Source organism: Enterobacter sp. BIDMC92 (genome assembly GCF_001030225.1).
Lineage (GTDB): Bacteria > Pseudomonadota > Gammaproteobacteria > Enterobacterales > Enterobacteriaceae > Enterobacter > Enterobacter sichuanensis.
This window is the reverse complement of record NZ_KQ087598.1, coordinates 3,627,934-3,644,642: the sequence shown is the minus strand read 5'-3', so window position 1 is coordinate 3,644,642 and position 16,709 is coordinate 3,627,934. Positions and strand designations below refer to the sequence as shown.

The 16,709-nt window shown below is 53.9% G+C and carries 20 protein-coding genes and 1 other annotated feature; of the genes, 10 read left to right on the top strand and 10 right to left on the bottom strand.

Going from position 1 to position 16,709, the window contains the following annotated elements; all coding sequences use genetic code 11:
- Positions 1–7 precede the first annotated feature (7 nt).
- Positions 8–1,294, bottom strand: coding sequence for an HlyC/CorC family transporter (locus tag SP99_RS17015; protein WP_025759264.1), 1,287 nt, complete (start codon positions 1,292–1,294; stop codon positions 8–10).
- An 18-nt stretch (positions 1,295–1,312) separates the two neighbouring features.
- Positions 1,313–2,104 carry a cytochrome C assembly family protein gene (locus SP99_RS17010; protein ID WP_032623031.1) on the bottom strand — a complete coding sequence of 264 codons (792 nt, stop codon included), beginning with the start codon at positions 2,102–2,104 and terminating at the stop codon, positions 1,313–1,315.
- Between the two features lie 166 nt (positions 2,105–2,270).
- Here SP99_RS17010 and ffh point away from each other — a divergent pair, with 166 nt between their 5' ends.
- The 7 genes from ffh to SP99_RS16975 all read left to right on the top strand — a co-directional run bounded on the left by ffh (position 2,271) and on the right by SP99_RS16975 (position 7,688).
- Positions 2,271–3,632, top strand: coding sequence for a signal recognition particle protein (gene ffh, locus SP99_RS17005; RefSeq protein ID WP_008502496.1), 1,362 nt, complete (start codon positions 2,271–2,273; stop codon positions 3,630–3,632).
- A gap of 116 nt (positions 3,633–3,748) precedes the next feature.
- Positions 3,749–3,997 carry a 30S ribosomal protein S16 gene (rpsP, locus tag SP99_RS17000; protein ID WP_003863133.1) on the top strand — a complete coding sequence of 83 codons (249 nt, stop codon included), beginning with the start codon at positions 3,749–3,751 and terminating at the stop codon, positions 3,995–3,997.
- Positions 3,998–4,012: 15 nt separating this feature from the next.
- The gene (gene rimM, locus SP99_RS16995; protein WP_021241995.1) at positions 4,013–4,552 is read left to right on the top strand and encodes a ribosome maturation factor RimM; all 540 of its coding nucleotides are present in this window, start codon (positions 4,013–4,015) and stop codon (positions 4,550–4,552) included.
- A 31-nt stretch (positions 4,553–4,583) separates the two neighbouring features.
- Positions 4,584–5,351 (top strand): tRNA (guanosine(37)-N1)-methyltransferase TrmD, encoded by a 768-nt coding sequence (trmD, locus tag SP99_RS16990; protein ID WP_008502493.1) that lies wholly within the window; start codon positions 4,584–4,586, stop codon positions 5,349–5,351.
- A gap of 43 nt (positions 5,352–5,394) precedes the next feature.
- Positions 5,395–5,742, top strand: a complete 348-nt coding sequence (rplS, locus tag SP99_RS16985; RefSeq protein WP_002914145.1) for a 50S ribosomal protein L19 — start codon at positions 5,395–5,397, stop codon at positions 5,740–5,742.
- Positions 5,743–5,874: 132 nt separating this feature from the next.
- Positions 5,875–6,279: a DUF2946 domain-containing protein gene (locus tag SP99_RS16980; protein WP_047959270.1), complete on the top strand. Its 405-nt coding sequence runs from the start codon at positions 5,875–5,877 to the stop codon at positions 6,277–6,279.
- Between the two features lie 38 nt (positions 6,280–6,317).
- Positions 6,318–7,688 (top strand): PepSY-associated TM helix domain-containing protein, encoded by a 1,371-nt coding sequence (locus tag SP99_RS16975; protein ID WP_047959269.1) that lies wholly within the window; start codon positions 6,318–6,320, stop codon positions 7,686–7,688.
- Between the two features lie 2 nt (positions 7,689–7,690).
- Here the strand turns inward: SP99_RS16975 and SP99_RS16970 are convergent, their stop codons facing one another.
- The 4 genes from SP99_RS16970 to SP99_RS16955 form a co-directional block, all read right to left on the bottom strand.
- Positions 7,691–8,176, bottom strand: coding sequence for an OmpA family protein (locus SP99_RS16970; protein ID WP_047959268.1), 486 nt, complete (start codon positions 8,174–8,176; stop codon positions 7,691–7,693).
- Between the two features lie 12 nt (positions 8,177–8,188).
- Entirely contained in the window at positions 8,189–9,409 is a 1,221-nt protein-coding gene (gene dgcN / locus SP99_RS16965) for a diguanylate cyclase DgcN/YfiN (RefSeq protein ID WP_047959267.1), read from the bottom strand.
- Positions 9,402–9,890 carry a regulatory sequestration protein YfiR gene (locus SP99_RS16960; RefSeq protein ID WP_224753061.1) on the bottom strand — a complete coding sequence of 163 codons (489 nt, stop codon included), beginning with the start codon at positions 9,888–9,890 and terminating at the stop codon, positions 9,402–9,404. Before SP99_RS16960 ends, dgcN begins: the two co-directional genes overlap by 8 nt.
- Positions 9,891–10,091: 201 nt before the next feature.
- The gene (locus SP99_RS16955; protein WP_025759255.1) at positions 10,092–10,466 is read right to left on the bottom strand and encodes a DUF2799 domain-containing protein; all 375 of its coding nucleotides are present in this window, start codon (positions 10,464–10,466) and stop codon (positions 10,092–10,094) included.
- Between the two features lie 214 nt (positions 10,467–10,680).
- Between SP99_RS16955 and aroF the strand changes: the two genes are divergently transcribed.
- The 3 genes from aroF to SP99_RS16940 are packed head-to-tail and all read left to right on the top strand — an operon-like array spanning position 10,681 to position 13,816.
- Entirely contained in the window at positions 10,681–11,751 is a 1,071-nt protein-coding gene (gene aroF / locus SP99_RS16950; RefSeq protein ID WP_025759254.1) for a 3-deoxy-7-phosphoheptulonate synthase AroF, read from the top strand.
- 10 nt (positions 11,752–11,761) lie between these two features.
- Positions 11,762–12,883 carry a bifunctional chorismate mutase/prephenate dehydrogenase gene (gene tyrA, locus SP99_RS16945; RefSeq protein WP_025759253.1) on the top strand — a complete coding sequence of 374 codons (1,122 nt, stop codon included), beginning with the start codon at positions 11,762–11,764 and terminating at the stop codon, positions 12,881–12,883.
- Positions 12,884–12,943: 60 nt separating this feature from the next.
- Positions 12,944–13,816 carry an SMP-30/gluconolactonase/LRE family protein gene (locus SP99_RS16940; protein WP_025759251.1) on the top strand — a complete coding sequence of 291 codons (873 nt, stop codon included), beginning with the start codon at positions 12,944–12,946 and terminating at the stop codon, positions 13,814–13,816.
- Here SP99_RS16940 and pheA read toward each other — a convergent pair.
- From pheA to bamD, 4 genes are all read right to left on the bottom strand, one after another.
- Positions 13,813–14,973 carry a bifunctional chorismate mutase/prephenate dehydratase gene (pheA, locus tag SP99_RS16935; protein WP_047959266.1) on the bottom strand — a complete coding sequence of 387 codons (1,161 nt, stop codon included), beginning with the start codon at positions 14,971–14,973 and terminating at the stop codon, positions 13,813–13,815. The two genes, SP99_RS16940 and pheA, sit on opposite strands and share 4 nt — an antisense overlap.
- Positions 14,974–15,003: 30 nt before the next feature.
- Positions 15,004–15,129: a sequence feature (Phe leader region), on the bottom strand.
- The gene (gene pheL, locus SP99_RS24750; RefSeq protein ID WP_100249759.1) at positions 15,081–15,128 is read right to left on the bottom strand and encodes a pheA operon leader peptide PheL; all 48 of its coding nucleotides are present in this window, start codon (positions 15,126–15,128) and stop codon (positions 15,081–15,083) included. Its footprint overlaps the feature before it by 48 nt.
- A gap of 110 nt (positions 15,130–15,239) precedes the next feature.
- Positions 15,240–15,581, bottom strand: a complete 342-nt coding sequence (gene raiA / locus SP99_RS16930; protein WP_008502470.1) for a ribosome-associated translation inhibitor RaiA — start codon at positions 15,579–15,581, stop codon at positions 15,240–15,242.
- 268 nt (positions 15,582–15,849) lie between these two features.
- Complete coding sequence (gene bamD, locus SP99_RS16925) at positions 15,850–16,587, bottom strand: outer membrane protein assembly factor BamD (RefSeq protein WP_023308867.1); 738 nt, start codon at positions 16,585–16,587, stop codon at positions 15,850–15,852.
- Between the last annotated feature and the right edge of the window lie 122 nt (positions 16,588–16,709).

Genomic DNA, 16,709 nt, shown 5'->3' with positions numbered 1-16,709 from the left:
TACAACCTTACTCAGCGATACTTTCGCGCAGGGGTTTTACGGGCAGGACCTTCACCTGCTTAATCATATTGTCCTGCACGTCCAGGATATCAATATCGTACTGTTCAATGCGCACCCGCGTGCCTGCCGCCGGGATCTCCTCCAGCGCTTCCAGAATCATCCCGTTAATGGTGCGAGCCTCATCTTCAGGCAGATGCCAGTTAAAGGCTTTGTTGAGTTCGCGAATGTTCGCGCTGCCGTCAATCAGTACCGAACCGTCGTTCTGCGGGGTGACCTCTTCCGCGAGGGAAGGGGACATTGAGGTGGTAAAGTCTCCGACAATCTCTTCCAGAATATCTTCGACCGTCACCAGGCCCTGAATGTCGCCGTATTCATTGACCACCAGGCCAACTTTCTTCTTGTTACGCTGGAATTTCACCAGCTGCGTGCTGAGCGGGGTGCCTTCCGGCACGTAGTAAATCTCGTCGGCGGCGCGCAGCATCACCTCTTTGGTGAACTCTTTTTTCTCGGTCATCAGACGGTAGGCTTCGCGCACGCGCAGCATGCTGATGGCGTCATCCAGCGAGTCGCGATACAGGACAATGCGCCCGTGCGGGGAGTGCGTCAGCTGACGGACGATGGCTTTCCAGTCATCATTGATGTCGATACCGACGATTTCATTACGCGGCACCATGATGTCGTTCACGCTCACTTTTTCCAGATCCAGCACCGAGAGGAGCATGTCCTGGTTACGTCGGGAGATCTGCGAGCGGGACTCGTTCACTATGGTGCGCAGCTCCTCTTTGCTGAGCGCGCTGCTGATGGTGACATCGGCTTTGATCCCCACCATCCGCATCAGGACGCGCGTCACCATGTTCAGCAGCCAGACCAGCGGCATCATCAGAATTTGCAGCGGTGCCAGCAGGAAGCTGCTCGGGTAGGCGACTTTCTCAGGGTAAAGCGCGGCGATGGTTTTCGGCAGCACTTCGGCAAACACCAGCACCACAAACGTCAGCACGCCGGTGGCAATCGCCACCCCTGCGTTGCCGTACAGGCGCATCCCGACGATGGTGCCGAGGGCAGAGGCCAGAATGTTGACGAGGTTGTTGCCGATGAGCACCAGGCTAATCAGGCGATCCGGCTTGCGGAGCAGCTTTTCAACGCGACGTGCGGCACGGTTACCCTGTTTAGCACGATGACGTAACCGGTAGCGGTTTAAGGTCATCATGCCGGTTTCCGAGCCGGAGAAATAGGCGGAGATGACCACCATGACGATCAGGATAACGATCAGCGTGGTGGTAGAGATGTGTTCCAGGGGGAACTCCTTTGTTTCTTAGCCAGCAAATTGCTGTATGAAGCGGCTGCCAAAATAGGCAAGGGTGAGAATGCCCGCACCCGCGACGTTGAACCAGACCACGCGGCGACCGCGCCAGCCTTCATGATAATGGCCCCATAACAGGACAATATAGACAAACCACGCAATGATGGAGAGCACCGCTTTATCGATATTCTCCACGCTGAACAGGTTCTTCATATAAAACAGACCCGTGCAGAGCGTCAGGGTCAGCAGCACCACGCCCACCTGGGTGATGTGAAACATTTTACGCTCAATCACCATCAGCGGTGGCATCTCATGGTTAAACGCCAGCTTTTTGTTTTTCAGCTGGTAGTCAATCCAGGCGAGCTGCATGGCGTAGAGCGCGGCGATGATCAGCGTCGCGTAGGCAAAGAGCGACAGACCGATATGAACCAGCATACCCGGCGTCGCCTCCAGATGCGTAATGAACTCATTAGGCATAAAGGTGGCTAAGGCCAGATTGATCAGCGCGAAGGTATACACAATAGGCAGCAGCAGCCAGCCGCGATTTTTAGAGGCCACGATGGTCATCACCGTACAGATCATCAGGCTGACCAGCGAGCCGACGTTGAGGACGCTCAGGTTTTGTACGCTGCCATCGCCGGGGATAATGCGTGATTCCAGCGCAAACGCGTGGCTAATCAGTGCGATCACCGCCGAAAGAATAGCCATGCGCCGCCAGCCGCTGTTTTTTTGCAGCAGTCCGGGAATGATCAGCGCGAGGCTGACAGAGTAGGCAACAAGGGCGATCAGTGCGAAAACAGGCATATAGGCATCGACAGTTGTCTTAATAAGAAAGAGAAGCAGTATAACGTCACGTGACGCCTGCTCCAACCGTTGCATAACAACAAAGGCGCCTTCATGTTATACTCCGGCAAAATTCTGTGTATGTGTCGCTCATGGCGGCCCAACGTTTCTACTCAGGCGAGAGACAATGTTTGATAATTTAACCGATCGTTTGTCGCGCACGCTGCGCAACATCAGCGGCCGCGGACGCCTTACCGAAGACAACATCAAGGAAACGCTGCGCGAAGTGCGCATGGCGCTGCTGGAAGCAGACGTCGCGTTGCCGGTTGTTCGTGATTTTATCAACCGCGTTAAAGAGAAGGCGGTTGGTCATGAAGTTAACAAGAGCCTGACCCCGGGTCAGGAGTTCGTCAAAATCGTTCGTAACGAACTGGTTTCGGCGATGGGCGAAGAGAACCAGGTCCTGAACCTGGCGGCTCAGCCACCGGCCGTGGTGCTGATGGCGGGCCTGCAGGGTGCGGGTAAAACTACCAGCGTCGGTAAGCTGGGTAAATTCCTGCGTGAGAAGCACAAGAAGAAAGTGCTGGTGGTGTCTGCGGACGTCTACCGCCCGGCGGCGATCAAGCAGCTGGAAACCCTGGCTGAGCAGGTCGGTGTGGATTTCTTCCCGTCAGACGTCGCCCAGAAACCTGTCGATATCGTTAACGCGGCGCTGAAAGAGGCGAAGCTGAAATTCTACGACGTGCTGCTGGTGGATACCGCCGGTCGTCTGCACGTTGACGAAGCGATGATGGACGAGATCAAACAGGTGCATGCCTCTATTAACCCGGTAGAGACCCTGTTTGTTGTTGACGCCATGACCGGTCAGGATGCGGCGAATACCGCAAAAGCGTTTAACGAAGCCCTGCCGTTAACCGGCGTGGTGCTGACCAAAGTGGACGGTGACGCCCGCGGCGGTGCGGCGCTCTCCATTCGTCATATCACCGGTAAGCCGATCAAATTCCTCGGCGTGGGCGAAAAAACCGAAGCGCTGGAGCCGTTCCATCCGGATCGTATTGCCTCCCGTATCCTCGGCATGGGCGACGTGCTGTCGCTGATCGAAGATATCGAGAGCAAGGTTGACCGCGCGCAGGCTGAGAAGCTGGCCAGCAAGCTGAAAAAAGGTGACGGTTTCGATCTGACCGACTTCCTTGAGCAACTGCGTCAGATGAAAAACATGGGTGGCATGGCAAGCCTGATGGGCAAACTGCCGGGCATGGGCCAGATCCCGGACAACGTGAAAGCGCAGATGGATGACAAGGTTCTGGTGCGAATGGAGGCGATCATCAACTCGATGACCCTCAAGGAACGCGCTAACCCGGATATCATCAAAGGTTCCCGCAAACGCCGTATCGCAGCCGGTTGCGGCATGCAGGTGCAGGACGTTAATCGTCTTCTGAAACAGTTCGACGACATGCAGCGCATGATGAAGAAAATGAAGAAAGGCGGCATGGCGAAGATGATGCGCGGCATGAAAGGGATGATGCCTCCCGGTTTTCCAGGGCGTTAATCGCTTTTGAGATTGCTTTTTGCCCGAAAATGAGTAAAATTTTCGGGCTTTTAATATGACACCCGGGCTCCGTTCCTCGATGGGGCCCGGTTGTTTTATTCACACAAGAGGATGTTATGGTAACTATTCGTTTAGCACGTCACGGCGCTAAAAAGCGTCCGTTCTACCAGGTTGTTGTGACTGACAGCCGTAATGCACGCAACGGTCGCTTCATCGAGCGCGTTGGTTTCTTCAACCCACTGGCCGCTGGCGCAGAAGAAGAAACTCGTCTGGATCTGGATCGTATCGCTCACTGGGTTGGCCAGGGCGCTACTGTTTCCGATCGCGTTGCTACGCTGATCAAAGCAGCAAACAAAGCAGCTTAATCTGTCACGGTGGTCATGATGAGCAATAAAGCACCTGTTGAACCGATCGTATTGGGAAAAATGGGTTCTTGCTACGGTATCCGTGGTTGGCTCAGAGTGTTTTCCTCCACTGAAGACGCTGATAGCATTTTTAATTACCAGCCCTGGTTTATCCAGAAAGGCGGTAAGTGGGAAGAGGTCGAGCTGGAAAGCTGGCGTCACCACAATCAGGACATCATCATCAAGCTGAAAGGCGTTGACGATCGTGATGCCGCGAATGCGCTGACTAATTGTGAAATTGTCGTGGATTCGTCGCAGTTGCCACAGCTGGAAGAGGGCGACTACTACTGGAAAGACCTTATGGGTTGCCAGGTAGTCACTACTGAAGGCTACAGCCTGGGGAAAGTCATCGATATGATGGAAACCGGGTCAAATGACGTTCTCGTCATTAAGGCAAACCTGAAAGATGCATTTGGCATCAAGGAGCGGTTGGTCCCGTTCCTCGATGGACAGGTTATCAAGAAAGTCGATCTCACTACTCAAACCATTGAAGTAGATTGGGATCCTGGTTTTTAAATTCTCCGGATAAACGGTAAAAGACGGCGCTATGTGGATTGGCATAATTAGCCTGTTTCCTGAAATGTTCCGCGCGATTACCGATTACGGGGTAACTGGCCGGGCAGTAAAGAATGGCCTGCTGAGCATCCAGAGCTGGAGTCCTCGTGACTTTACTCATGACCGGCACCGTACCGTGGACGATCGTCCTTACGGCGGCGGACCGGGGATGCTAATGATGGTGCAACCCTTACGGGACGCCATTCACACAGCAAAAGCCGCGGCAGGTGAAGGCGCAAAGGTGATTTATCTGTCACCTCAGGGACGCAAGCTTGATCAAGCGGGCGTCAGCGAACTGGCGACGAATCAAAAGCTGATTCTGGTCTGTGGTCGCTACGAAGGGATAGATGAGCGCGTAATTCAAACCGAGATTGACGAAGAATGGTCTATCGGCGATTACGTTCTCAGCGGTGGTGAGTTACCCGCAATGACGCTGATTGACTCCGTCGCCCGGTTCATTCCGGGAGTACTGGGCCATGAAGCTTCGGCAACGGAAGATTCCTTTGCCGATGGGTTGCTGGACTGTCCACACTATACCCGTCCTGAAGTGTTAGAAGGGATGGAGGTCCCGGCAGTGTTACTGTCAGGAAACCATGCCGAGATACGTCGCTGGCGTTTGAAGCAGTCGCTGGGCCGAACCTGGCTTAGAAGACCTGAACTTCTGGAAAACCTGGCTCTGACTGAAGAGCAAGCAAAGTTGCTGGCCGAGTTCAAAACTGAACACGCGCAACAGCAGCATGAACATGATGGGAATGCGTAATACGCTCCCGAATATCAGTTTACCCAGGATAAGAGATTAAATTATGAGCAACATTATTAAGCAACTTGAACAAGAGCAGATGAAGCAGGACGTACCTTCCTTCCGTCCAGGTGACACCGTGGAAGTGAAAGTATGGGTTGTTGAAGGTTCCAAAAAACGTCTGCAGGCATTCGAGGGCGTGGTTATCGCTATTCGTAACCGCGGTCTGCACTCTGCATTCACTGTTCGTAAAATTTCCAACGGCGAAGGCGTTGAGCGTGTCTTCCAGACTCACTCTCCGGTAGTTGACAGCATTGCTGTTAAACGTCGTGGTGCTGTACGTAAAGCTAAACTGTACTACCTGCGTGAGCGTACTGGTAAGTCTGCTCGTATTAAAGAGCGTCTGAACTAAGATTCGCTTAAGCGACATCCTGTTAGAAAGGGCTGGCCGAAAGGCCGGCCCTTTTTTTATTCCATCGCACCTCTCGCGTTAACCCTTTTGTCATAAATCATTTACAATGCTTGCCTCTTGAATGGAGGGGAAGTGGATAACGTACTGCATCAGCATAGTTGGAAACGCGCAGCGGCATTGACCGCGCTGTTCGCGATCCTGCTGATCGTGGTAGCACCCCTTATCTCCGTCTCGCTGCAGAAAGATCCCATGAGCGCCATGCCGGGCATGCATCATGACATGAGCATGATGTCGATGGACGAGCATCACGGCGATATGCCACACACGATGCCTGTCGACCATGCGGAAGCGTGCGGCTACTGCGTGCTGTTAGCGCATGTCCCTGGCGTGATGCTGGCGCTCATCGTCCTGCTCAGCGTGGTGCTGCAGAGGCTTCGCGTTAAGCCGCCGCGTCAGGCGGTCAAGCACTGGCACTTCTTCCCCTGGCTTTACCCTGATACCCGCGCGCCGCCGCGGCAGTCTGCTTTTTCCCAATAAAAAAATATCGATAACTTTTTGCCTTAAAAAGGAAAAGTATGACTACCTGCACCTCGCGCGCGGCATGGGGAAACCTGCTGCGTCGCCTTCATTTCTACGTTGGGCTGTTTGTCGGCCCGTTTATCTTCTTCGCCGCGCTAACCGGGACGCTGTATGTGGCGACCCCACAGCTGGAAAACGCACTCTACCGGCACGCGCTCCACACGGATTCTATAGGCGAGCCACTGCCTCTGGCGGAACAAATCGCCGTGGCGGAAAAAACCGTTGGATCAGATTTACGTTTGCACGCCGTTCGTCCGGGGCTGGTTAAAGGTGAAACCACCCGCGTGATGTTCGCTGACCCGAAACTTGGGCCATCGGAGAACCGGGCTATCTTTATCGATCCGGTGAGCCTGGCGGTGCTGGGAGATCTGACGGTATACGGTACCAGCGGGATTTTACCCCTGCGTCAGACTATTGATTACCTGCATACGTCCCTGATGCTGGGCGACATTGGGCGCCTCTACAGCGAGCTGGCGGCCTCCTGGATGTGGGTTGCCGCGCTGGGCGGTATTGCCCTGTGGTTTTATACCCGACCCAAACGACGGATCAACAATCGCTTCCAGAACCGGCGTCGCGTGCACGTGACGCTGGGCTGGGTTTTGCTGGGCGGAATGCTCTTATTCTCTGCAACCGGTCTGACCTGGTCCCAGTGGGCTGGCGGGAACGTTGATAAGCTGCGGGCAGAGATGAACTGGCTCACCCCTCAGGTGAACACCACGCTCTCCGGTGTGCCGGAGAGCGTGGATGAACATGCCGAACACCATAGCCATCACGGCGGAATGATGATGCCGGAGATGGCGATGGATCTGACGCAGTTTGATGGGGTCTTAAGCGCGGCGCGTAAAGCGGGGATTGATGCCAGCAAGCTGGAGATCCGCCCGGCGCAAACGGCAGATCGCGCCTGGACGGTGACGGAAATCGATCGCAGCTGGCCGACCCAGGTGGACGCCGTTGCGGTTGATCCGCATACGATGCAGGTGCTGGACCGAACCCGATTCGGGGATTTCCCGCTAATGGCAAAACTGACCCGCTGGGGTGTGGACTTCCATATGGGGATCTTATTCGGGCTGGTGAATCAGCTGCTGCTCGTAGCGTTCGGCCTTGCTCTGTGCGTGCTCATCATCTGGGGATACCGGATGTGGTGGATGCGTCGTCCGGCGCAATCGACAGTGAGTCCGGTACAGACGCTTTGTCAGAGCTGGCTGGCGTTGTCGGGATGGGGAAAGGGCGTTACGGTGATAGTCAGCCTGCTGCTGGGGCTGGCCCTGCCAGTCATGGGCGTGAGTCTGGCGCTGTTTGTTCTGGTGGACTGGCTACGCTGGCGAGCGGCAACAGGGGTGTCGCTCGCCGAATCTTCCGCTAAATAACCCTATGGCGTGCTGATAACCACGGCAACCCGGCGGTTTTCAGCACGTCCTTGTGGGGTACTGTTACTCGCAACCGGGTATTTTTGACCCAATCCCTGCGTGGTGAGATTGCTGCGCGGGATATTCGCTCCCTTCGCCCAGGCGTCGGCCACGGCATTGGCGCGTTTTAATGACAGCGCATTGTTGTAGCTTTCTTCACCGTAATTGTCCGTGTGACCGTCCATTCGCGCGTGGTTCAGGCCGGTTTCGGCAAGGCGAGAGGCCATGGACTTGATCTGTGTTTCACTTTCCGGTCGCAGCCGGGCGTCATTTTTATCAAACAGGATGGTATCCGACAGGCCAAGTGACCAGTCACCGTTCAGTTCGTTAAAACCGTAAGACTTCATCGCCGCGATTTGCTCAGGAGTGAATTTGCCTTCCGGCGGCGACTGACAGCCTGCCAGAACCATTGAGGCCAGAACTAACGGCGTGAAGTATCGTTTTAACATAGTGTATCCTTTCTAACTTATTGTTTTCGTACGCTGGTTTTTAACCTGGTACATATTGCGGTCAGCCCTCTCCAGTAATGCTTCCACGGAAGCATTTTCCCACGCCAGAGCAAAGCCAATGCTGAGTGACATTGATGCTTTTTGTCCGTTATGGAGATCAAACGGACGGATAAATTGCTGCGAAAGCGCAGCACAAATGTGTTGAACCTCAAGCTCAGAGTGCACGCCGTAGAGCACCATGGCAAATTCGTCACCGCCAAGGCGATAGGACTGATGACGCTTGTCGCCAAACTCCATCATCCTGCTCGCCACTTCAATTAGCACGCAGTCTCCTGCCGCATGTCCCCAGGTGTCGTTAATAAACTTAAAGTTATCACCGTCGAGGAAGAGCAGGGCCGAGTTGGTTCTGGCTGAAGGGTCGTTCATTAAGGCTGCAATGCTGTTACGAAACGCCGCACGGTTGGCAAGGCCGGTGAGCGGGTCGTGCATGGCGGTCCGCAACAGCTGGGCGTTCTTGGCCTGCAGTTTTAGCTGCCACTCTTCCATCTCATCCAGAAGACTGTTGAAGTCTTCACCAAACTGGTGAAACTCTTCGATGCGGCCATCTTTCACCCTGCGGGAGAAGTTGCGGTTAGTGCGGACATCATGCACGACGTCGGTGATGTTTTGCAGGGCCGTCACCATACCGTGATGCAAAGACTGGGTAATGGTGAGTGCGACGACGGTAGCAAAAAGAATGCAGCCGGTAAGCACGGCAAACGACATCCAGATGAAATGACTGATGAGACTGTCTCGCGCGGTAAGGCGAATTTCGCCGACCATTGCGCCGTTATGCATGATGGGCTGCGCAACCGGAACGGGAAAAAGCCAGCGACTGACCAGGGCGCCCAGCGTGTCGTTATTATCCTCCGGGTTCCAGGACCAGTAAGCAAACCGCTTTTTATGCGCGTTGACCACCTCGGCCACGGCAAACTGCCCCTGTTTACCCAGGGCCGCAAGCGTTTCGTTGGCCGCAAGAGAATCGTTGAACACCAGCGAGGCTTCCAGGCTGTGGCTCATTGTTGCGCCAGTTAATTCCAGGTTCTTTTGCGCGTATTGTTTTAACGTCACAACAGAAGCAAAACAGAGCAACACCCATATTAACGTCATCGTGATGATGACGCTTATCATGCTGTTTCGCCTCAACGTTCTTTTAAACGTCGGACGTGGCGTTGAAGTGAAATCTTTATCCATGCTGCTTATTCCGTGCAAGCATTAATACATCCGGATTGACTCTAACGCCACTGCGCGTCAGCGCATCCAGATTGACGGAGAACCTTACCTGGTCGCGATCGATCATCAGGCAAAACGCGCTGCCAATTACACATTCCGGATTTTGCTCTGAGATTAAAAGTAATGCTCTGCCCTGATATTGACTTATTAATTCAAGTTGTTTGGCCGGTGATTCAGACCCGAAATAAATAGCATCGCACGTCGCGGCCAGGGCTTCCCGATCGTTACGCACAATAACGGGAGTGTAAGGTAACTCGCTATGCCCCTCATTGCTGCTGAGTGCGTGAGTATAATGAGAGGTGGCGTAGACGCAGAGTTTAGGCTGTCCGGAAAGTGACGGCCATCGCGTATAGCTCACTATGCCTGAGACAATCGAACGTACCGATTTATCCGTTTCCGTGAGCGTGCCTGCCGTCGCCGGGCCCACCATAAAGAACAGCATTAGCACCAGAGTAAGTCGGAACAAAGAGTTCAAGAATGAATTTCTCACCAGAATCCGCCACAACGCTCCGGAAATAGATGTCCTTAAGAGTTGCGGGCAGAATACCATTGTTTATCAAAGCCGTCATTATGTCAGGAATAGCGTCCGGCCGACCTAAGCTAAATCCTACAGTTGTTTATTTTTCGATGAATAAAAACAGATTTAATTCAGTCTGCTGGAACGCATACTTTCATCCATTCCTTGTTGCCATGCGGTATGCAGTTTTGCGGCGTTTTCGACAGTATCGCAACTGGCAGGAAAAGATTTGCCTGCTAAACCCCAGGCGTGGATAAAGCCTTCTTCGCAAACTTTCTTCTGACCATCGGCATAGCCGCGAAGATATTCACTACGATCAACGTGTGGATCGTTAAAACTATCGGCCAGGGTCTGGTTATCTTTAACCGGCAGGCCGTTCATGGCGTCTTCTTTACCTGCATCAAACCAGGATGGACTGGTCCAGTCGGGCTGGAAGGTGTAAGGATTGATCTGGCAGCCCGATAACAACAGCGACAACAGCACAAGAGCAATTGAACGCATAGCCATTCTCCTTTTTTCTTCAGCATAGCCTGGCAAATGATAGCTCGTATGTAATTTAATCTTTACGTTTTTACCGGCTGATATTGGCAATAAAATGGCTTCTGTAAATTAAAGTGTACGTATTTTGGATTGAAATGTTTACTTTTTATGGTATCGTGGTGTCACCTCATTGAGGAAAACAACTATCGCAAACGAGCTTTACAGGATCGCCATCATGCAAAAAGACGCGCTGAACAACGTACATATCACTGACGAACAGGTTTTAATCACGCCGGATCAACTGAAAGCGGAGTTCCCGCTGAGCGTCGCGCAGGAGGCTCAGATTGAGCACTCGCGCCAGACCATTTCTGACATCATCGCCGGTCGCGATCCGCGCCTGCTGGTGGTATGTGGTCCTTGCTCCATTCACGATCCTGAAACCGCCATTGAGTACGCTCGTCGATTTAAAGCATTAGCGGAGGAGGTCAGCGATAGCCTCTATCTGGTGATGCGCGTCTATTTTGAGAAGCCACGTACGACCGTTGGCTGGAAAGGGTTGATTAACGATCCGCACATGGATGGCTCGTTTGATGTGGAAGCAGGCCTGAAGATTGCGCGTCGCCTGCTGGTGGAGCTGGTCAGCATGGGGCTGCCGCTGGCAACCGAAGCGCTGGATCCAAACAGCCCGCAGTACCTGGGCGATCTGTTCAGCTGGTCCGCCATTGGTGCGCGTACCACGGAATCACAAACCCACCGCGAGATGGCGTCTGGCCTGTCGATGCCGGTTGGCTTTAAAAACGGTACCGATGGTAGCCTGGCGACGGCGATCAACGCCATGCGCGCTGCCGCCATGCCGCACCGCTTTGTCGGTATTAACCAGGCAGGCCAGGTGTGTCTCCTGCAAACCCAGGGCAACCCGGACGGGCATGTGATCCTGCGCGGCGGTAAAGCGCCGAACTACAGCCCGGCAGATGTGGCGCAGTGTGAAAAAGAGATGGAGCAGGCGGGACTGCGCCCGGCACTGATGGTAGATTGCAGTCATGGTAATTCCAATAAAGATTACCGTCGTCAGCCTGCGGTTGCGGAATCCGTGGTCGCGCAGATCAAAGATGGCAACCGTTCGATTATCGGACTGATGATTGAGAGCAACATTCATGAAGGCAATCAATCATCTGAACAACCGCGCAGCGCAATGAAGCACGGCGTATCCGTGACGGATGCCTGCATCAGCTGGGAGACCACCGATGCCCTGCTGCGTGAGATCCATAAAGATTTAAACGGCCAGCTGGCGGCGCGTCTGGCTTAAGAGGTTAGTTATGGTTGCTGAATTGACCGCATTACGCGATCAAATTGATGAAGTGGATAAGGCGCTGCTGGATCTGCTGGCGCGCCGTATGGCGCTGGTTGCCGAAGTCGGTGAGGTAAAAAGCAAATACGGTCTGCCAATTTACGTCCCGGAGCGCGAAGCCTCCATGCTGGCCTCCCGTCGCAAAGAGGCGCAGGCGCTGGGCGTTTCGCCGGATTTGATTGAAGATGTTCTGCGTCGCGTGATGCGGGAATCCTATTCCAGCGAAAACGACAAGGGCTTCAAAACCCTCTGCCCGTCCCTGCGTCCGGTGGTGATTGTCGGCGGGGCAGGGCAGATGGGGCGTCTGTTTGAAAAAATGCTGACCCTTTCTGGCTATCAGGTACGCATACTGGAAAAAGAGGACTGGGCACAAGCACCGGAGCTCATGAAAGATGCCGGGATGGTTATCGTCAGCGTGCCGATCCACGTGACGGAGCAGATCATCGGGAAACTTCCTCCTTTACCGAAAGACTGCATCCTGGTGGACCTGGCCTCTGTCAAAAATGGTCCGCTGCAGGCAATGCTGGCGGCGCATACCGGGCCGGTGCTGGGGCTGCACCCGATGTTTGGCCCGGACAGTGGCAGTCTGGCTAAGCAGGTGGTGGTCTACTGTGACGGTCGTCAGCCGGAAGCCTATCAGTGGTTCCTGGAACAGATTCAGGTCTGGGGCGCGCGGTTGCACCGCATCAGCGCGGTCGAACACGATCAGAACATGGCTTTCATTCAGGCGCTGCGCCACTTCGCCACGTTTGCCTATGGTCTGCATCTGGCGGAAGAGAACGTTCAGCTTGAACAGCTGCTGGCGCTCTCTTCACCGATCTATCGTCTGGAGCTGGCGATGGTCGGGCGTCTGTTTGCTCAGGATCCGCAGCTGTACGCGGACATTATCATGTCCTCCGAAAACAACCTTGCGCTCATCAAGCGTTACTATCAGCGATTTGGGGAAGCCATTACGCTGCTGGAGCACGGAGACAAGCAGGCGTTTATCGACAGTTTCCGCAAGGTCGAACACTGGTTTGGCGACTACGCGCAGCGTTTCCAGAGTGAAAGCCGCACGCTGTTGCGCCAGGCAAATGACAGTCGCCAGTAATGCGATGATGTATATACTAAAAGCCAGCATCGCTGGCTTTTTTCATTTTGGGGAACCGTCATGGCCGAACCGCAGTTGCTGTTCAATTACACCGGGCATCTGCCCGAATGCCCGACGTGGAGCGCGGAAGAGCGCGCACTCTACTGGGCGGATATTCTGGAAGGGGAGATCCACCGATACCATCTGCCGACCGCGGAACATACCGTGCTCTCTTTCCATGAGGAGGTGGGCTGTTTCGCACTGCGTGAGCGAGGCGGGTTTATCGTCGCTATGCGCACTGGCATCTGGCTGGCTGACAAGCATGGCCTTCTGCAGCGCAAGGTGTGCGATAACCCCTCTAATCCGCAGTTGGCGCGTTTTAATGATGGAGGAACCGACAGTCAGGGGCGCTTCTATGCGGGAACCTTCTGGGGACCGGGGGATTACAACGGCGCACTGCTGATGCGTATCGACAACGACCTGACGCCGAAAGTGATCCAGTGCGATATTCACGGGCACAACGGTTTAGCGTTTAGCCCGGATAATCAGTGGATGTTTACCTCAGACACGCCAAATGGTGTGATTTACCGTACGCCGCTCGATGCGCAGGGCGAACCGGGCAGGCGTGAGGTATTTCGTCAGTTTAAAGAGGGGGAGGGGATACCGGACGGCGCGGCAATGGATGTGGAGGGCTGCTACTGGAGCGCGCTGTTTGACGGCTGGCGTATCGCGCGTTTTTCTCCACAAGGGGAGCAGCTGGAAGAGTATGAAATGCCGGTACGTTGCCCGACCATGGTCTGTTTTGGCGGTGACGATATGAAAACGCTGTTTATTACCACCACGCGTGAAAACATGGATGCGCAGGAGGTGGCGCAGTATCCACTTTCCGGCGCCATCTTCACCCTGCCCGTTAACGTGGCAGGGATGAAGAAAAGCCGCTTTATCGAACGTTAGACTGGATCGACCGGCACGACGTTTTCGCTCGGATAGCAGCCCAGCACTTTCATTGAACGGGTAATTTCAACCAGTTCGCGCAGGGCTTTCTGCATGGAAGCAGACTCCAGGTTGGCCTGGATATCAAGGTAGAACATCTCTTCCCACGGGTTTCCGTGGATCGGACGTGATTCCAGTTTCGTTATGATCAGGTTGTGGTTACGCAGCACCAGCAGGGCTTCAACCAGCGCGCCGGCCTGCTGGCCGGTCGCCATCAGCAGCGTGGTTTTGGCTGGCACCTGGTCTGACACATTAATGGCCTTGCGGGCCAGCACCACGAAGCGGGTGATGTTTTGCGTCTGGTTTGCCAGGTTGCGTTCCAGCACCTGTAAACCATACAGTGCGCCGCCCGCTTCGCTACCGAGCGCCGCGACGGCGGGGGAGTTAGCCTGCGCGACTTTTTCCATTGCCGCGGAGGTGCTTTCGGTGTACTCGATTTTCCAGTTAGGGTAGCGGTTCAGAAACTGGCTGCACTGCTGGAACGGCTGCGGGTGGCTGTAGACGGTTTCGATCTTGCTCAGGTCCGTTGAGCCGGAGACCAGCACGCAATGATCGATAGGGATCGTCAGCTCACCAACCAGCGACAGACTGGTGTGCTGAAGCAAATCGTAGACGTCGTTGATGGCACCGGAGCTTGTGTTTTCAATCGGCACGACGGCGTAATCCGCCTGGCCGGTCTCGACCTGATTGAAAATATCGGCAAACTTCGCACAGCCGCTCTCAATAAATTCTTCGAAATGGCGTGCGGCATACTGACGTGCGGCCAGGTGAGAATAAGAGCCCTTCGGCCCGAGGAAGGCGATACGCGCAGAGTGAGGATTGGTTTTGTTCAGGTGCTGCTGGAGTAATGCTTGCTGGGTCAGAACAGAGTCTTCAATGATGAGCTGGAACAACCGGGTGATGTAATGGGCATCGAGGTGATGCGCTTTACCGAGCTGAATCAGTCGCTCCAGCAGATCGCGCTCGCGGTCAATATCCCGGACCGGGCGATGGGAGTCCAGCTTGGCTTTACCCACTTCGATGGCGAGCGCGCGGCGTTCGGCCAGCAGAGCCAGTAATTTTTCATCCAGTGCGCTGATCTTTACTCGCAGATCCAGTAACGGGTTTTCCGGTGTCATAGTGTTGCCTGTCTCATTTTATCGTTATCAATAAAAAAGGCCCCCCGGTGTGGGAGGCCTTGTTGTTCGTCTTCGCATTCTTTATCACACGACGAAACGCCTCCCGTTCAGGGGAAGGTAAAAAAGAATGCGAAGAAGAACGGTGTCAGTTTCATAAGGTCATCCTGTGATTGATATCGTTAAAGTACCCGTACTGTTTTCACCCTGTCAATAAAAAACAAAAAACGCGCCCGAAGGCGCGTTGGCGGTACACTCAATTTAAAGGATTACTCTTCTTCAACTTCTTCCGCGAAGCTGGCGTCTTTCACCGATGTTGTGGCGCGACGGGCTTCACCTTTGTGTTGCACTTTATTGAGCTGCCGTTCCAGCTTGTTGATCAAATCGTTAATAGCGGTGTACATATCCTCATGTTTTGCGCTGGCGACCAGATGGCCGTTTGGAGTATTGATAGTTGCGTCAGCGATGAAACCCTGCGGCTCCTTAGACAGGATGATATGTGGATTAATCAAATGTGTTTGCCATTTATCCAGTTTGGCGAGACGGTCTGCGACGTGCTGGCGAATTGCCGGAGTAATTTCCATTTGTTTACTGGTAATGTTCATTGTCATAAATTTTACCTCTTGTCTTTCCGTCTTGGTGATTCCAGCATACCCGACCCAATGTCAAAATGTGTGATTTAGATCACGTTATTTTGTCGGTTTTTGTCAGGGAATCTTTTTTGTGAGGCAGGGCAGGAAGAGGTGAGATTTACCTTGTGGAAGGCAAAAATTGCGGTCATAGTAGACGGGATGTGTTGAGGCTAAAGCGCTTCAGCGACGTTCATAAATGAATAAAAAAACGGCAGCCTTCGGGCTGCCGTTTTGCATTGAGGTCATATCAGGTGTTGCTGCTGTTGGCGGCGATGATTTTCGCCACTTTTTCAGCCTGAGCGGTCATCTGCATCTGACGGTACGCATTTTCCATCAGCTTCAGGCCGTCGCGCGTTGCCTGAGTATCCGGGTAATCGCGCAGCATACCTTCTACGCGGTTAACCACGGCAACCCATGCGCCACGGCGGGTATAGTATTCCGCCACAGAGTATTCATATTTCGCCAGACGATCTTTCAGGAACACCAGACGTTTGGTGGCGTCAGTCACGTACTGGCTGTTCGGATAGCCGCGCACCAGTTTGGAGAAGTCATTGAAGGCGTCACGCGCATGCTGCGGGTCACGGTCGGAACGATCCACGCCGAAGAAGCCCTGAAGCGCACTATCATCCAGCGCCATGTTGGTGAGACCGCGCATGTACATGACATAGTCGATGTTAGGATGAGTCGGGTTCAGACGCATGAAACGATCGATGGTTGCCTGTGCCAGCGGCAGATCGGCATTTTTATAGTATGCATAGATGAGATCTAACTGTACCTGCTGCGAATACGGACCAAATGGATAGCGATTATCCAACGCTTCCAGTTGCGTTATCGCCTGTTTCCAGTTACCGTCCTGCAACTTTTGTTGTGCAGTCGCATAGATTTCATTCGGCGGATTGTCAGGGACCTGTTCATTTGAACCGGAGCAGCCCACCAAAGCCAGGCTCAACGTGGCCGCTGCCACCAGATATTTCATGCGCGTCATGACGTTTTGACTTTCCTCAAATGTTTGTCCGGGAGAAACTCTGTTCCTGCTCCCGATTAAGACCAGCTACAATAGCACACTATATTAAACGGCAAAGCCGTAAAACCCAACGTTAAACGAAG

Excerpts from the sequence above, each read along its gene's own strand:
- SP99_RS17010 (WP_032623031.1), bottom strand. The coding sequence starts at position 2,104 with ATGCCTGTTTTCGCACTGATCGCCCTTGTTGCCTACTCTGTCAGCCTC.
- ffh (WP_008502496.1), top strand. The coding sequence starts at position 2,271 with ATGTTTGATAATTTAACCGATCGTTTGTCGCGCACGCTGCGCAACATC.
- rpsP (WP_003863133.1), top strand. The coding sequence starts at position 3,749 with ATGGTAACTATTCGTTTAGCACGTCACGGCGCTAAAAAGCGTCCGTTC.
- rimM (WP_021241995.1), top strand. The coding sequence starts at position 4,013 with ATGATGAGCAATAAAGCACCTGTTGAACCGATCGTATTGGGAAAAATG.
- trmD (WP_008502493.1), top strand. The coding sequence starts at position 4,584 with ATGTGGATTGGCATAATTAGCCTGTTTCCTGAAATGTTCCGCGCGATT.
- rplS (WP_002914145.1), top strand. The coding sequence starts at position 5,395 with ATGAGCAACATTATTAAGCAACTTGAACAAGAGCAGATGAAGCAGGAC.
- SP99_RS16975 (WP_047959269.1), top strand. The coding sequence starts at position 6,318 with ATGACTACCTGCACCTCGCGCGCGGCATGGGGAAACCTGCTGCGTCGC.
- SP99_RS16970 (WP_047959268.1), bottom strand. The coding sequence starts at position 8,176 with ATGTTAAAACGATACTTCACGCCGTTAGTTCTGGCCTCAATGGTTCTG.
- dgcN (WP_047959267.1), bottom strand. The coding sequence starts at position 9,409 with ATGGATAAAGATTTCACTTCAACGCCACGTCCGACGTTTAAAAGAACG.
- SP99_RS16960 (WP_224753061.1), bottom strand. The coding sequence starts at position 9,890 with ATGCTGTTCTTTATGGTGGGCCCGGCGACGGCAGGCACGCTCACGGAA.
- SP99_RS16955 (WP_025759255.1), bottom strand. The coding sequence starts at position 10,466 with ATGCGTTCAATTGCTCTTGTGCTGTTGTCGCTGTTGTTATCGGGCTGC.
- aroF (WP_025759254.1), top strand. The coding sequence starts at position 10,681 with ATGCAAAAAGACGCGCTGAACAACGTACATATCACTGACGAACAGGTT.
- tyrA (WP_025759253.1), top strand. The coding sequence starts at position 11,762 with ATGGTTGCTGAATTGACCGCATTACGCGATCAAATTGATGAAGTGGAT.
- SP99_RS16940 (WP_025759251.1), top strand. The coding sequence starts at position 12,944 with ATGGCCGAACCGCAGTTGCTGTTCAATTACACCGGGCATCTGCCCGAA.
- pheA (WP_047959266.1), bottom strand. The coding sequence starts at position 14,973 with ATGACACCGGAAAACCCGTTACTGGATCTGCGAGTAAAGATCAGCGCA.
- raiA (WP_008502470.1), bottom strand. The coding sequence starts at position 15,581 with ATGACAATGAACATTACCAGTAAACAAATGGAAATTACTCCGGCAATT.
- bamD (WP_023308867.1), bottom strand. The coding sequence starts at position 16,587 with ATGACGCGCATGAAATATCTGGTGGCAGCGGCCACGTTGAGCCTGGCT.